The following is a 15,255-nucleotide window of genomic DNA, read 5'->3' on the forward strand; positions in this document are numbered from 1 at the left end:
CTCATGACAACCCCGTGATCAAGTCAAGGGTTGTGACAGGGTCCGTAAAAGCCGCTGCCGGTACCCCGTCGGGGCACCGGCAGCGGCCAGTTGGCCTGGAACGTCACATTCAGCCCACCAGGCCGTCCGCGAGCTCTTCACTGAGGGTGGATTCCGTCCCCGGGATACCGAGGTCCTGGGCCCGCTTGTCGGCCATGGCCAGCAGCCGGCGGATCCGGCCGGCGACCGCGTCCTTCGTCAGCGGCGGGTCGGCGAGCGCGCCCAGTTCCTCCAGGGATGCCTGCTTGTGTTCCATCCGCAGCCGTCCGGCCGCCGCGAGGTGCTCGGGCACCTCTTCACCCAGGATCTCCAGGGCACGCCCCACGCGGGCACCCGCGGCCACCGCGGCCCGCGCGGAGCGGCGCAGATTGGCGTCGTCGAAGTTGGCCAGCCGGTTGGCCGTGGCGCGGACCTCGCGGCGCATCCGCCGCTCCTCCCAGGCCAGCACCGACTCATGGGCGCCGAGCCGGGTGAGCAGCGCACCGATCGCGTCGCCGTCGCGGACGACGACGCGGTCGACGCCACGCACCTCGCGTGCCTTCGCCGCGATGGAGAGCCTGCGGGCCGCGCCGACCAGCGCGAGCGCCGCCTCCGGGCCCGGGCAGGTCACCTCCAGCGAGGAGGAGCGGCCCGGCTCGGTGAGCGAGCCGTGGGCCAGGAAGGCCCCACGCCAGGCGGCCTCGGCATCGCAGGTGGCCCCCGAGACCACCTGCGGCGGCAGACCGCGGATCGGGCGGCCGCGGCCGTCCACCAGGCCGGTCTGGCGGGCCAGCTGGTCGCCGCCCGCCACCACCCGTACGACATAGCGGGAGCCGCGCCGCAGACCGCCGGGGGCCATCACGATCAGCTCCGAGCTGTGCCCGAAGATCTCGAGAATGTCCCGCTTCAGCCGGCGTGCCGCCATAGCGGTGTCCAGCTCCGCCTCGATCACAATCCGGCCACTCACCAGGTGCAGCCCACCCGCGAACCGAAGAATCGCCGAGACCTCTGCCTTCCTGCAGCAGGTCCGGGTCACGGGAAGCCGAGAGATTTCGTCCTTCACCGCTGGCGTCATCGCCATGGGCCGATCCTTCCATGCATCCGAAAAATACGGTCGTACGCGGCGGCCAACAGCTCCGGATCATGGATCGGAACGCCGTCGGGTGAGGCCACCGGCGCCAGCTCGACCGCGGCACCGAGCCGCTTCGCGGCTTCGGCAAGGGACTCGCGATCGGGCACGGCGGCTTCGTCGGCCAGCACCACGTCCAGGGCGAGTTTAGGGGCGTGTCGTCCCAAAACCTCCAAATGACGCTGCGGAGAGAAGCCATCAGTTTCACCGGGCTGCGGTGCGAGGTTGAGCGAGAGGACCTTGCGGGCCTTCGTCACGACGAGCGCGTCGAGCAGTTCCGGTACGAGCAGATGCGGGATCACCGAAGAGAACCACGATCCCGGGCCGAGCACCACCCAGTCCGCGTCCAGGACCGCCTCGACCGCCTCCGGGACGGCCGGCGGGTCGTTCGGGACGAGGTGCACGGACTGCACCTCACCGGGGGTGAGCGCCACCGTCGCCTGGCCGCGCACCGTGTCCACGTCGTCCGGCCGGGCCGGGTCGTGGCCCCGTACGAGTGCCTGGAGCTCCAGCGGCACGGCGGACATGGGCAGCACCCGGCCGTGCGCGCCGAGGAGCTTGCCGACCAGGTCCAGGGCCTGCACATGGTCGCCGAGCTGCTCCCACAGGGCGACGATCAGCAGATTGCCGACCGCGTGCTCGTGCAGATCGCCCTTGGACTGGAACCGGTGCTGGATGACCTGGGCCCAGGTCTGGCCCCAGTCGTCGTCGCCGCAGAGCGCGGCGAGCGCCTTCCGGAGGTCGCCGGGCGGCAGAACGCCGAGCTCCTCGCGGAGCCGGCCGCTGGAGCCGCCGTCGTCGGCGACGGTGACCACTGCGGTGAGATCACCGGTGATCCGGCGCAGCGCCGCGAGCGACGCGGACAGGCCCATGCCGCCGCCGAGGGCGACGACCTTGGGCTGCTGGGCGCCGCGCTTGCGGGCGGAGAGCGCAGAGGTGGCTCGGCGCAGCCGCCGCAGGCGCAGATTACGACTGGTCACTCGCGCCCCATGTCCCGGTGGACGAGGACGGTCTCGATGCCTTCGGTGGCAAGCCGCGCGGCGAGCTTCTCCGACATGGCGACGGAGCGGTGCTTGCCGCCCGTGCAGCCGACGGCGATCGTCACATAGCGCTTGCCCTCGCGGCGGTAGCCCGCGGCGACGAGCTGCAGCAGCTCGGTGTACTGGTTGAGGAACTCCTTGGCGCCCGGCTGGTCGAAGACGTACGCCGACACCTCCTCGTTGAGCCCGGTGAACGGGCGCAGCTCCGGAACCCAATGCGGATTGGGCAGGAAGCGGCAGTCCACCACCAGGTCGGCGTCGACCGGCAGGCCGTACTTGAAGCCGAACGACATCACCGTGGCGCGCAGCTCCGGCTCCTCGTCGCCGGCGAACTGGGCGTCCATCTTGGCGCGCAGCTCGTGCACGTTGAGGCTGGAGGTGTCGATCACCAGGTCGGCGTCGCCGCGCAGCTCGCGCAGCAGGTCGCGCTCGGCCGCGATGCCGTCGACGATGCGGCCGTCACCCTGCAGGGGGTGCGGGCGGCGGACCGATTCGAAACGGCGGACCAGCGCGTCGTCGGAGGACTCCAGGAAGACGATCCGCCGGGTGACGTGCTTGGCCTCGAGGTCGGCGAGGGATTCCCGGAGGTTGTCGAAGAAGCGGCGGCCGCGCACGTCGACGACGACGGCGATCCGGGCCACATTGCCCTGCGACCGGGCACCCAGCTCCACCATGGTGGGGATCAGCGCGGGCGGCAGGTTGTCGACGACGAACCAGCCGAGGTCCTCCAGACATTTGGCGGCGGTGGACCGCCCGGCGCCCGACATACCGGAGATGATCACCAGCTCGGGGATGGCCGCAGTGGCATCGCCCATCTCGATCGTGGTGCCCGTACTCACGTGTCCTGCTCCGTCTGCTCGGTCTGTGCGGTCGTGCGCGCGCTCTTGCTCGTGCCGGTTCTGCTGATGGTGCTCTTGTTCCTGCTCGTGCTCAGTCATGTTGCGCTGCCCCCGTCGTCCTCTTCAATGATCTCTCCTGTCGCCGTGTTCACGGCAGGCGCGGCCGGGGCGGCCGAGGCGAGGGCGACAGCCACTGATTCCGCCGTCCTGCGGCCTATTCCCGGAACCTCGCAGATCTCGTCGATTGTCGCCTGCTTCAGCTTCTTCACGGAGCCGAAATGCTTGATCAACGCCTGCTTCCTGGTCTCGCCGAGTCCGGCGACCGCATCGAGAGGGCTGGAGCGGATGCGCTTGGCCCGCTTGGCGCGCTGGTAGGTGATGGCGAAGCGGTGGGCCTCGTCGCGGACACGCTGCAGGAGGTAGAGGCCCTCACTGGAGCGGGGCAGGACCACGGGGTCGTCGTCGTCGGGCAGCCAGACCTCTTCGAGACGCTTGGCGAGGCCGCAGACGGCGATGTCGTCGATCCCCAGCTCGTCTAGGGCCCGCTTGGCCGCGGCGACCTGCGGCTGGCCGCCGTCGACCACCACGAGCTGCGGAGGGTAGGCGAACCGCTTGGGGCGGCCGTCGTCCTCACGGGACTCGTTCTCGAAGGGGCCGGCATCGGAGGCTTCCGGGGCCGGGACGGCTCCGGTGGGGGCAGGGATCTCCTCCCACTCCCCCGTCCGTTCCTTCTCCTGCAGGTACCGCTTGAAGCGGCGGCCGATCACCTCGTGCATCGAGCGGACGTCGTCCTGGCCCTCGAAGCCCTTGATCTGGAAGCGGCGGTACTCGCTCTTGCGGGCCAGACCGTCCTCGAAGACGACCATGGAGGCGACCACGTCGTCGCCCTGGAGGTGGGAGATGTCGAAGCACTCGATGCGCAGCGGAGCCGTATCGAGGCCGAGCGCCTCGGTGATCTCCTCCAGGGCGCGGGAGCGGGTCGTCAGGTCGGAGGCTCGCTTGGTCTTGTGCAGCCCCAGGGCCTGCTGGGCGTTGCGCTGGACCGTCACCATCAGGTCCTTCTTGTCGCCGCGCTGCGGGATGCGCAGGCTGACCTGGGAGCCCCGGCGGTCGGCGAGCCACTGGGAGACCGCTTCCGGGTGCTCCGGAAGGGCCGGGACGAGGACCTCCTTGGGGACGGAGTCGCCCGTCTCCTCCCCGTACAGCTGCTGCAGGGCGTGCTCGACGAGGCTCGAGGTGTCGACCGCCTCGACCTTGTCGGTGACCCAGCCGCGCTGGCCGCGCACCCGGCCGCCGCGGACGTGGAAGATCTGCACGGCGGCCTCCAGCTCGTCCTCGGCGAGAGCGATCAGGTCGGCGTCGGTGGCGTCGGCGAGGACGACGGCGCTCTTCTCCATGGCCCGCTTGAGGGCCTCCACGTCGTCGCGGAGCCGGGCCGCCCGCTCGTACTCCATCTCCTCGGCCGCCGCCATCATGTCCTTCTCCAGGCGGCGGATGTACGCGCCGGTGCGGCCGGCCATGAAGTCGCAGAAATCGTTCGCGAGTTCGCGGTGTTCCTCGGGGGTGACCCGGCCGACGCAGGGCGCCGAGCACTTGCCGATGTAGCCGAGGAGGCAGGGGCGGCCGGTCCGCGCGGCATTCCTGAAGACACCTGCGGAGCACGTGCGTACGGGAAAGACCCGGAGCATCAGGTCGACGGTCTCGCGGATCGCCCAGGCGTGCCCGTACGGACCGAAGTAGCGCACGCCCTTCTTCTTGGCACCGCGCATGACCTGCACGCGCGGGAACTCCTCGTTGAGCGTGACCGCGAGGTACGGATAGCTCTTGTCGTCCCGGTACTTGACGTTGAACCGGGGGTCGTACTCCTTGATCCAGGAGTACTCCAGCTGGAGCGCCTCGACCTCGGTGGCGACGACGGTCCACTCGACGGAGGCGGCCGTGGTGACCATCGTGCGCGTACGGGGGTGGAGATTGGCCAGGTCCTGGAAGTAGTTGGCCAGGCGCTGACGCAGGCTCTTCGCCTTCCCGACGTAGATCACCCGGCGGTGCTCGTCGCGGAATCTGTAGACCCCCGGGGAGTCGGGGATCTGTCCCGGCTTGGGGCGGTAGCTGGAGGGGTCTGCCATGGCTCCCACCCTACTTGCGGGCAGTGACAGTGCGGTGACGTCCGGGGTGATGCGGTGCCCGGGGGCACGGGTTGAGGGAGTGCGCCCCGGGGCGCGGGGGCAGCAGGTGCCCGTGACGGTGGTGGTGCCGGTGGCCGACCGGTGGCGGCGGCTGTGCGGCGCGTCCTCGCCGCACAGGACCAGCACGGCGAGGACGCCCGTGCCACCGGGAGCTTGCGGGCTCCCTCGGTGGCGTACCGCGTCACGTCGTCGCCGGTGGCGATGTTCACCACTTTCCAGGCGTCGGACGTCCCGGCCTCGGGGACGGTCCAGAGGGACGCCTTGGAAACGACCCGGCCCAGGGCGTCAGGCGTCAGGACCGGCGATCAGCTTTCCGTTCTCGACCCTGACCGGGACGGAGGGCAGCGGCACGGTCGCCGGACCTTGCACCACCTTGCCGGAGGTCGTGTCGAAGCGGCTGCCGTGGCAGGGGCAGTTCCCCTCGTTGTCCTCGACCTTGTCCAGCAGGCAGCCCGCGTGGGTGCACTGGGCGCTGAACGCCTTGAACTCGCCCTTGGCCGGGCAGCTGACGACGACCCGCTGCTCGCGGAAGAGCTTGGACCCGCCGACCGGCACCTCGCTTGGGAAGCCGAGCTCGACGGGGGCGGTGGGGGTCGGCGTCTGGGCGTGCCCGAGCTTCGATTCGGTCGAACAGGCGGCCACTCCCAGCCCGGCGACACCGGCGAGAGCGGCACCCTTCAGCACGGTACGGCGGGCGGCGGGCTGGCCGGACATGCGGACTCCACGGGGTGAGAGGGGTGGGACGAGGAGGGGGTGTCGGAGAGACGCCGGATGCGCCAGGGGTACCGGAAGGCACCCGGGGCGCCACCGGCATCAGTGACAGAACCGACGATACCGGCGGAGAGGGGCGGCCCTGCGGCCGGGCCGGTCGTGGACGGTCATGCCTGGTCAGGGCCGGTCGCGACCAAGCCTGAACAGGCATGACCGACCCACAACGGCCGACGCGGACCGAGGCGGTGGTGGTGGGCCTGGCCACCCGCGCCGCACGGCAGCAGGCGGCCAGGCGGTGGCAGACCGTCGCCCGGTTGTGGCCGCCCGCGCCCGGCCGTGACCGGGCGGCAGCCGAGCGTGGCCCGACGCTGCCGGTTGTGGCCATCCGCGAGGTGACGGCTGCCCGCCTGCCGGCCGGGAGCCGTCACCTCGACGCGCCGCGCGTCAGGCCTTGCGCGCGCGGGTCGTCTTCTTCGCCACAGCCGTCTTGGCCGGCTTGGCCGTCGCGCTCCCGCCGGCATCCGTCTTGGCCGTCGCCGTCTTCCGCGCAGGGGACGACTTCGCGGCCACCGTCTTCTTCGCAGCCGTCCTCCGCACCGGCTTCCGCGCTGCGGGCACCGCCGCCTCGCTGACCCGGTCCGCGTCCAGGATGCCCTGGAGGAACTTGCCCGTGTGGCTCGCCGGGACCGTCGCGACCAGCTCCGGCGTGCCCTCGGCGATCACCAGGCCACCGCCGCTGCCGCCCTCGGGACCCATGTCGATGACCCAGTCCGCGGTCTTGATGACATCGAGGTTGTGCTCGATGACGATCACCGAGTTGCCCTTGTCGACCAGTCCGGACAGCACCTTGATGAGCTTGCTGATGTCCTCGAAGTGCAGTCCGGTGGTCGGCTCGTCCAGGACGTAGACCGTGCGGCCGGTGGAGCGCTTCTGGAGCTCGCTCGCGAGCTTCACGCGCTGCGCCTCACCGCCGGAGAGCGTCGGCGCGGACTGGCCGAGCCTGACGTATCCGAGGCCCACGTCGTGGAGCGTACGGAGATGGCGGGCGATCGTCGGGACGGCCTCGAAGAACTCCAGACCCTCCTCGATCGGCATGTCCAGCACCTCGGCGATCGACTTGCCCTTGTAGTGGACCTCCAGCGTCTCCCGGTTGTACCGCGCCCCGTGGCAGACCTCGCACGGGACGTACACGTCCGGCAGGAAGTTCATCTCGATCTTGATCGTGCCGTCGCCGGAGCAGTTCTCGCAGCGGCCGCCCTTGACGTTGAAGGAGAAGCGGCCCGGCAGATAGCCGCGTACCTTCGCCTCCATCGTCTCGGCGAACAGCTTGCGGACATGGTCGAAGACGCCGGTGTACGTCGCCGGGTTGGACCGGGGCGTACGGCCGATGGGCGACTGGTCGACGTGTACCACCTTGTCGACCAGGTCGTCGCCGTCGACCCGGGTGTGCCGCCCGGGGACCGACTTGGCGCCGTTCAGCTCGCGCGCCAGGTGGGTGTAGAGGATGTCGTTGACCAGGGTCGACTTGCCCGACCCCGAGACTCCGGTGACGGCCGTGAGCACCCCGAGCGGGAAGGAGACGTCGATGTCCTGGAGGTTGTTCTCCCGGGCTCCGTGCACCGTGAGCCTGCGCGTCGGGTCGACCGGGCGCCGGATGTCGGGCATCGCGATGGCCTTCTTGCCGACCAGATACTGGCCGGTGATCGACTCGTCGTTGCCGAGCAGTTCCTTGAGCGAGCCGGAGTGGACCACCTTGCCGCCGTGCTCACCGGCGCCGGGGCCGATGTCCACGACCCAGTCGGCGACCTTGATGGTGTCCTCGTCGTGCTCGACGACGATGAGCGTGTTGCCCATGTCACGGAGCCGGACCAGCGTCTCGATCAGCCGGTGGTTGTCGCGCTGGTGCAGGCCGATGGACGGCTCGTCCAGCACGTACAGCACGCCGACGAGTCCGGAGCCGATCTGGGTGGCGAGCCGGATGCGCTGCGCCTCACCGCCGGACAGAGTACCCGCCGCGCGGTTCAGCGAGAGATAGTCGAGGCCGACGTCGACGAGGAACTTCAGCCGCTCGTTGACCTCCTTGAGCACCCGCTCGGCGATCTTCTTGTCGCGGGCGTTCAGCTTCATCCGGCCGAGGAATTCGGCGCACTCGCTGATGGACATCGCGGCGACCTGGGCGATGGACTTCTCCATCACCGTGACCGCGAGGACGATCGGCTTCAGCCTGGTGCCCTCACAGGTCGGGCAGGGCACCTCGCGCATATAGCCCTCGAAGCGCTCCCTGCTGGAGTCGCTCTCGGCGTCGGAGTGCCGCCGCTTGACGAACTGCACCGCGCCCTCGAAGGCCGGGGTGGTGTACGCGCGCTCACGCCCGTACCGGTTGCGGTAGCGGACCTCGGTCTGGATCTTGTGGCCGAAGAGCAGGGCCTTCCTGGCCCGCTGAGGCAGCCCGGCCCACGGGACGTCCGTACGGAATCCGAGGGCTGCGGCGAGCGCGTCGATCTGCCGCCCGAAGTAATCCTTGGTGTGGCCGTGCGACCAGGGGTGGATCGCGCCCTCGTCGAGGGACTTCTCCTCGTCGGGGACGATCAGCTCCGGGTCGACCTCCATCCGCGTACCGATGCCCGTGCAGTCGGGGCAGGCGCCGAAGGGGGAGTTGAAGGAGAAGGAGCGCGGCTCCAGTTCTTCGAAGGAGAGGTCGTCGTACGGGCAGTAGAGGTGCTCGGAGTACATCCGCTCACGCTCGGGGTCGTCCTCGGGGAGGTCGACGAAGTCGAGCACGACCATGCCGCCGGAGAGCCCGAGCGCCGTCTCGACCGAGTCGGTCAGCCGGCGCTTGGCGCTGTCCTTCACCGTGAGACGGTCGATGACCACCTCGATGGTGTGCTTCTCCTGCTTCTTCAGCGTGGGCGGCTCGGAGAGGTGGATGGTCTCGCCGTCGACCCGGGCCCTGCTGTAGCCCTTGGTCTGCAGATCTGCGAAGAGGTCGACGAACTCGCCCTTGCGCTCACGCACCAGCGGCGACAGCACCTGGAAGCGGCTGCCCTCGGGCAGGCCCAGCACCTTGTCGACGATGGCCTGCGGTGACTGGCGGGAGATGGGGCGAGAGCACTCGGGGCAGTGCGGCTTGCCGATCCGGGCGAAGAGCAGCCGCAGGTAGTCGTACACCTCGGTGATCGTGCCGACCGTCGAGCGCGGGTTGCGCGAGGTCGACTTCTGGTCGATGGAGACGGCGGGCGACAGGCCCTCGATGAAATCGACGTCCGGCTTGTCCATCTGGCCGAGGAACTGCCGGGCGTACGAGGAGAGCGACTCCACGTACCGGCGCTGGCCCTCCGCGAAGATCGTGTCGAACGCGAGAGACGACTTGCCCGACCCGGAGAGCCCGGTGAAGACGATGAGAGAGTCGCGGGGAAGGTCGAGCGAGACGTTCTTGAGGTTGTGCTCGCGAGCGCCACGGACGATGAGACGGTCGGTCACGCCGGTCCGCACCTTTCTAGAGAGAAATGGGGGAACTGAGCCCCTGTCCCAGGGTATGGGGGGCGCCACAGCGGTGTACGAAGCTTTTTCGACTCCGAGCGTATAGCACGCGCATTCGATTTACGGACGGTCGGCGACTCCTTCACCCGAACGAGTGCCGAGGCTAGGCTCGGCCGCATGATTGATCACGAGCACGACCTGGCAGCTGTACGTGAAGCGACGGACCGGCTCCTCGGCGCGACGGTGAAAATGGACGACCTCACCGCCGCCGAACCGTCACGGCTGCCCGGCTGGAGCCGGGGCCATGTCCTTGCACACCTTTCCCGTAACGCCGACGCGCTCGTAAACGTTCTCCAGGGCCGTCCCATGTACGCAGACAGCGAAACCCGCGACCGGGACATCGAGCGAGACGCACCCCGGCCGCTCACCGAACAGCTGGCCGACCTGCGCGAGAGCGCGGCCCGCTTCCTGGCCGCCGCCGCCGAGCCGGCCGACTGGTCCCGCACCGTCACCCTGCGCAACGGCGTCACCGACTCCGCCTCCCGGGTGCCCTTCCGCCGCTGGGTCGAGATCGAGCTGCACCATGTCGACCTGGGAATCGGCTACGAGCTCGAGAACCTTCCGGACGAATTCGTGGCTCGCGAGATCGACTTCCTCGCGGAGCGGTTCGGCCGTCATCCGGAGGTCGTTTCCACGGGTCTGGCCACCGGCGACGGCCGGATCTGGACCACGGGTGGCGGCGCCGAGGGCCCGTCTGTCGCGGTCCGCGGCCCGGCGCCGGAGCTGCTCGGCTGGCTCGCCGGGCGCCGCGACGGCTCGGCGCTGAAGGTCGACGGCGGCCCTCTCCCCGTACTGCCGCCGCTATAGGCTGAGACGTATGACGTACAGCGGAGCGGTCAAGGTCGGCGGACCTGCGGATGTACACGAGTTGACGGACCTGATGATCTCCAAGGTCGCCGTCGGCCCGATGAACAACAACGCGTATCTGCTGCGCTGCCGGGCCACCGGCGAGCAGCTCCTGATCGACGCGGCCGCCGACGCCCCCACCCTGCTGCGGCTGATCGGTGACGACTCCATCGCGTCCGTCGTCACCACCCATCGGCACGGCGATCACTGGCAGGCGCTGGGCGAGGTGGTGGCGGCCACCGGTGCGCTCACCTATGCGGGGCGGTACGACGCCGAGGGCATCCCGGTCCCGACCGATGTGCTGGTCGACGACGACGACACGATCCGGGTGGGGCAGGTCACCCTGACCGCGCGTCATCTGGTCGGTCACACCCCGGGCTCCATCGCACTGGTCTACGACGACCCGCACGGCGCCCCGCATCTGTTCACCGGGGACTGCCTCTTCCCGGGCGGGGTCGGCAATACCCGCAAGGACCCCGAGGCGTTCGCGAGCCTGATCCACGACGTGGAGACCAAGCTCTTCGACGTGCTGCCTGACGAGACCTGGGTCTATCCGGGCCACGGCCACGACACGACGCTCGGCGACGAGCGTCCGCAGCTGCCCGAGTGGCGCGCCCGCGGCTGGTGACATGAGAGTGCGGGTGAACGGTCGCGCCGCCCACCCGCACCGCCGCATCAGGCCTCGACGCGGGAGCTCTTCCCCGCCTCACGGTCGGCCTCGGCCGCGGCCTGCTTCTTGTTGGCGAGGAGGCTGGTGATCGTGGTGATCACCAGCACGCCGCAGATGACGCCGAGGGAGACCGGGATCGAGATCTCGGGGACATGTACCCCGGACTCGTGCAGAGCGTGCAGCACCAGCTTGACGCCGATGAAGCCGAGGATGACCGACAGCCCGTAGCTGAGGTGGACCAGCTTCTTCAGCAGACCGCCGATGAGGAAGTACAACTGCCGCAGCCCCATCAGGGCGAAGGCGTTGGCGGTGAAGACGATGTACGGGTCCTGGGTCAGCCCGAAGATCGCGGGGATGGAGTCCAGCGCGAACAGCACATCGGTGGTGCCGATGGCGAGCATGACGACCATCAGCGGGGTCAGGACGCGCTTGCCGTTGATCCTGATGAAGAGCTTGGTGCCGTGGTACCTGTCGGCGACACCGAAGCGGCGTTCGATCGACTTGAGGAGACGGTTCTCCTCGAAGTCGTCCTCCTCCTCACCGGCCCGCGCCTCCTGGATGAGCTTCCAGGCGGTGTAGATCAGGAACGCGCCGAAGATGTAGAAGACCCACGAGAAGTTGGCGATGACCGCGGCGCCCGCGGCGATGAAGATCGCTCGCAGGACCAGTGCGATCAGCACGCCGACCAGCAGCACGCGCTGCTGAAGGTGGGACGGCACCGAGAACTTCGCCATGATCAGGACGAAGACGAAGAGGTTGTCCACGCTGAGCGACTTCTCGGTGATGAATCCGGCGAAGAACTCGCCCGATGCCTGGCTCTCGCCGAACACGAGCAGGCCGAGTCCGAAGAGCACAGCCAGCGCGATCCAGACGATCGTCCAGATGCCTGCTTCCTTTGTCGTCACGTCATGAGGCTTGCGCCCGATGAAGAAGTCGACGGCGATAAGGGCTGACAGACCAAGAATGGTCAGCACCCAGAGGGTCCACGAAACGTCCACTGCGCCTCCGGCAGTTCGCTACGGCTACTGATCAGCGTCGTCGCTGCCGGAGGTCTCTTCCACCCGGGTGCACGGGGTGCGCACCACGGGCCGACGCCCCGGGACCGGTCACAGTCCGTACTGACGGGCACGTCGCGTATGGGAGTACTCCCCTCCGTTCGAAGAACAGTACAGGGAACACCAAGAAAAGGTAAAGTCCAGCAAAAAGATCTTTCAAAAGTGCAGGTCAGGGATGGTTCAACGGGTCAAGGCCGCCCGCTACGACGGGCGGCGGCCACCTGGGCGAGCACGTTGTGCAGCACCCGGCTGCCCGGCGGAGTCCTCAGCGGCTCGTACGTCCAGGCGTGGCCGACCCAGGGATCGGCCAGGTGGTCGTCGGCGACCGGGGTGATCCGCAGCAGGGAGCGCCAGAGCGGGTCGAGCACCGGCCCGTACGCGCTCGCGTCCTCCCGGTCCGCGACCATCAGCAGGTGGACACCGACCGAGGGGCCCTCGTCCGCGAGGTAGCGCAGCTGGGTGACGGCCCGGTCGTCGAAGCCGTGCGGGAAGTCGTTGACGATCAGCAACTGCTCGGCGGTGTCCAGGTCCGGCGGCAGCGCATCGGCGGCGCCGGACCGGATCGCCATCTGCACGAGGTCGACGCGCCGGGTGAGGTGGGCGAGGACCGAGGCCACTCCCCCGGCGCCGGCGGCGGGGGGCGCGGCGAGCACCCCGGAGTCGACCAGGGGCGCGAGCGCCGCTGTGGCCGAGCCCGCGGGGTCGATGACATGGACGGAGAACTCGCCCGCCGGGTAGACGGCGAGCAGCCGGGCCGCGTGCGCGACGGCGTTCTCCATGGCGAGGCGGCGGAGCTGGTCCGGACCGGTCAGGGCCGCCGCCTCGGAGGCCGTACGCCCGCTGTCGACCCAGATTCCGCGCTCCAGCGGCAGCCGTACCAGCAGCGGGATGCGCAGGTCGGCGCTCTCGGGCAGATGGAGGTCGCCGATCCGCAGGGCCATGGGGATCTCCATCGGGACGCGGTAGGCGTGCCAGACGGGGTTGTCCCAGCCCGCGTACGCAGCGGGGAGTGCGGGTTCGACGACGGCGGACTCGGCAGCGAGCTGGGCGAGATCGCGGTCGAGCGCCGCGCGGGCCCGGTCGGTGAGCTGGTCGCGCTTGGTGCGGGCCTCCTCGCGGGCCCGGTCGCCCGCTCCTCCGATCCGGTTGCGCGGGTCGGACAGGACCCGGTCGAGCTCCTGGTCCATGCGGGACTCGGCGAAGTCGACGGCGCTGCGGTACGCGGCGGTGGCGCGGGCCAGGTCCTCGAACATGCCCCAGACCTGGTTGTAGAGGCGCTCCTCCATGGACCAGCCGGTCGCATCCCCGGCGACGGGCTGGGCGGGCCGGCCCGGTTCGGCGGGCGGTGCGGTGGGCGGGGGCGGCGGAGGCGCCGCGGACTGGCGGCGCGGGTGCGCGTAGTTGATGGGGCCACCGGTGGCGGGACCCGGGGCGGGCCCCGCGGTGGGGACCGCGCCGTCGGCCGGCCGGGCCTGTGCGGGGTCGGGCAGCGGGGTGGCCGCCGGGGCCGGGTCGCCGATCGGTGCGGCGGGAGGTGTCGCGGGCGCCTGCTGGCCGGAGGCCGCGCCGGCGTGGCGGACCCGGTCGCCTTCCGGGGTGCGGGGCGGGGGTGGCGCCACCGAGCGGGCCATGCCCCGGGCGACCGCCTCATGGACCGACCGGGCCAGCTCCTGCGCACCGGACACCCCCTGGTCGGCGAGCATCGCGGCGAGACCGCCCGCATAGCCCTGGCCGACCGCGCGGACCTTCCAGGCGCCCTGGCGGCGGTAGAGCTCCAGGGCGGCGACAGCGGACTCGCTGTCGAGACCGGTGAGGGTGAAGGTGGCGATCTCGGTGCCTTCGAGGCCCGTGACAGCGACGAAGGGTGCGGCGACCGCGCCGAACCTGACCGGGCCGCCGACGCCCATGGGCAGCGCCAGCAGCACGGTGACGCGGTGCACCGAAGCGGGCAGTGCGTCGAGGTCGACGGCGAGCCGGTGCCCGGCGGCGGCCTGCTTGGACACTTCGAGTCCGGGCAGCTGGGGCGAGCCCGGGTGGGCGATCCACTCGATGCCGTGCACCGTGCCCTGCTCGTCGCCCAGCGTGGCACCCGCCACGACGGGCGTACCGGCCGATACCCGGATCTCCAGACGGGTCTGGGGCAAGGTGTGATTCTGCCCCCGGACCAGCTCGGCCGTCATTGCTCTGTCCCCTCGACGAGTTGCTGCTGCGCGGCGCGGCGCGCTGTCTGTCGGCGAGATGCCGTGGTGCGGTGCCATGCAGGGGCAGCTCCCGGCGGCCGTCGCCTCCGGGAGCTGCCCCTGCCGATACGGACCCGAGCGGTCCGGCTGTGCCCAGAGCTTGTGTCGGAAATCCCGCCTGCCCGGCGGCGTCTGGCACGCACGCCCTAGTGCCCCTCCCGGCAAGCTTTGCCCCGTCGCGCCGCCCAGCACGCACGCTCGCCGCGTTGGCCAAAAGCCCTGGTAGCTCCTTCCCCAAGCTCTCAGCTTCGTTCGAGCAGGGGAGACCCCATCCAAGGACTTCCGGCCGCCTTGCGACCGCACGCACTGGACGACGCTCCTCACGGGGCAAACATTGCCGATCACGGCACTAGAGGTGCGGCAGGATCGCCGGCATCAGGTCCTGGAAGGTGCGGCCGTTGGCCGGGTTGCCGAGGGCGGTCATCTGCCACCCGGCGCCCACGCGGTGCACCTTGGCCATGATCTGGGCGGTGTACTGGCCGCCGCCGTCCAGCGTGTAGCGGGCGAGCTCCTGGCCGTTGGTCTCGTCGACGATGCGGCAGAAGGCGTTCTGCACCTCCTGGAACGTCTGGCCGGTGAAGGAGTTCACCGTGAAGACGATCTGGTCGATGTGGACCGGCACCCGCTGCAGGTCGACGAGGATCGCCTCGTCGTCGCCACCGGAACCGGCGCCGCCGACCAGGTTGTCGCCGGTGTGCTTCACCGAGCCGTCATCGCTGACGAGGTGACGGAAGAAGACCACGTCGACCGGCTGCTTGTCGGCGAACAGCACCGCCGAGGCGTCCAGGTCGATCTCCCGTGTGCGCGACCCGAACAGACCGCGGCGCGGCGCCGCCTGCCAGCCGAGCCCCATCCGTACCGCGGTCAGGGTCCCCCCGTCGCTCTTCTGCAGGCTGATGGCCTGACCCTTGGTCATGTTGACCGTCACGCGCTGTCCCCTCTCCGCTGACCCGCACCGGTCCGTGCGGCTGCCCAGCACCC

Annotated in this window: 11 protein-coding genes; 2 read left to right on the top strand and 9 right to left on the bottom strand. The window is 70.1% G+C overall.

What is annotated here, in order from left to right; all coding sequences use genetic code 11:
* Positions 1–109: 109 nt before the first annotated feature.
* The 6 genes from whiA to uvrA form a co-directional block, all read right to left on the bottom strand.
* Positions 110–1,099, bottom strand: a complete 990-nt coding sequence (gene whiA, locus AB0N06_RS16010; RefSeq protein WP_030919772.1) for a DNA-binding protein WhiA — start codon at positions 1,097–1,099, stop codon at positions 110–112.
* Positions 1,090–2,127: a uridine diphosphate-N-acetylglucosamine-binding protein YvcK gene (gene yvcK / locus AB0N06_RS16015; RefSeq protein ID WP_358860201.1), complete on the bottom strand. Its 1,038-nt coding sequence runs from the start codon at positions 2,125–2,127 to the stop codon at positions 1,090–1,092. Before yvcK ends, whiA begins: the two co-directional genes overlap by 10 nt.
* The gene (gene rapZ / locus AB0N06_RS16020) at positions 2,124–3,125 is read right to left on the bottom strand and encodes an RNase adapter RapZ (protein WP_366135288.1); all 1,002 of its coding nucleotides are present in this window, start codon (positions 3,123–3,125) and stop codon (positions 2,124–2,126) included. Before rapZ ends, yvcK begins: the two co-directional genes overlap by 4 nt.
* Entirely contained in the window at positions 3,122–5,152 is a 2,031-nt protein-coding gene (uvrC, locus tag AB0N06_RS16025; RefSeq protein WP_366135289.1) for an excinuclease ABC subunit UvrC, read from the bottom strand. The genes rapZ and uvrC overlap by 4 nt, the downstream gene beginning before the upstream one ends.
* A 345-nt stretch (positions 5,153–5,497) precedes the next feature.
* The gene (locus tag AB0N06_RS16030; protein WP_366135290.1) at positions 5,498–5,926 is read right to left on the bottom strand and encodes a Rieske (2Fe-2S) protein; all 429 of its coding nucleotides are present in this window, start codon (positions 5,924–5,926) and stop codon (positions 5,498–5,500) included.
* Between the two features lie 441 nt (positions 5,927–6,367).
* On the bottom strand, positions 6,368–9,403 hold the full coding sequence (uvrA, locus tag AB0N06_RS16035) for an excinuclease ABC subunit UvrA (protein ID WP_366135291.1): 3,036 nt from the start codon (positions 9,401–9,403) through the stop codon (positions 6,368–6,370).
* 177 nt (positions 9,404–9,580) lie between these two features.
* On the opposite strand from uvrA, the gene AB0N06_RS16040 reads away from it, so the two are divergent.
* Positions 9,581–10,270 carry a maleylpyruvate isomerase family mycothiol-dependent enzyme gene (locus AB0N06_RS16040; RefSeq protein ID WP_366135293.1) on the top strand — a complete coding sequence of 230 codons (690 nt, stop codon included), beginning with the start codon at positions 9,581–9,583 and terminating at the stop codon, positions 10,268–10,270.
* A 10-nt stretch (positions 10,271–10,280) separates the two neighbouring features.
* On the top strand, positions 10,281–10,937 hold the full coding sequence (locus AB0N06_RS16045; protein WP_366135294.1) for an MBL fold metallo-hydrolase: 657 nt from the start codon (positions 10,281–10,283) through the stop codon (positions 10,935–10,937).
* A gap of 47 nt (positions 10,938–10,984) precedes the next feature.
* Here the strand turns inward: AB0N06_RS16045 and AB0N06_RS16050 are convergent, their stop codons facing one another.
* The 3 genes from AB0N06_RS16050 to AB0N06_RS16060 form a co-directional block, all read right to left on the bottom strand.
* On the bottom strand, positions 10,985–11,977 hold the full coding sequence (locus AB0N06_RS16050) for a TerC family protein (RefSeq protein WP_366135295.1): 993 nt from the start codon (positions 11,975–11,977) through the stop codon (positions 10,985–10,987).
* Positions 11,978–12,222: 245 nt separating this feature from the next.
* The gene (locus AB0N06_RS16055) at positions 12,223–14,214 is read right to left on the bottom strand and encodes a TerD family protein (protein WP_366135296.1); all 1,992 of its coding nucleotides are present in this window, start codon (positions 14,212–14,214) and stop codon (positions 12,223–12,225) included.
* A gap of 409 nt (positions 14,215–14,623) precedes the next feature.
* Positions 14,624–15,202, bottom strand: coding sequence for a TerD family protein (locus AB0N06_RS16060; RefSeq protein ID WP_030919738.1), 579 nt, complete (start codon positions 15,200–15,202; stop codon positions 14,624–14,626).
* Positions 15,203–15,255 lie beyond the last annotated feature (53 nt).

The organism is Streptomyces sp. NPDC051020, from assembly GCF_040683105.1.
In the GTDB taxonomy this organism is placed as follows: Bacteria; Actinomycetota; Actinomycetes; order Streptomycetales; family Streptomycetaceae; genus Streptomyces.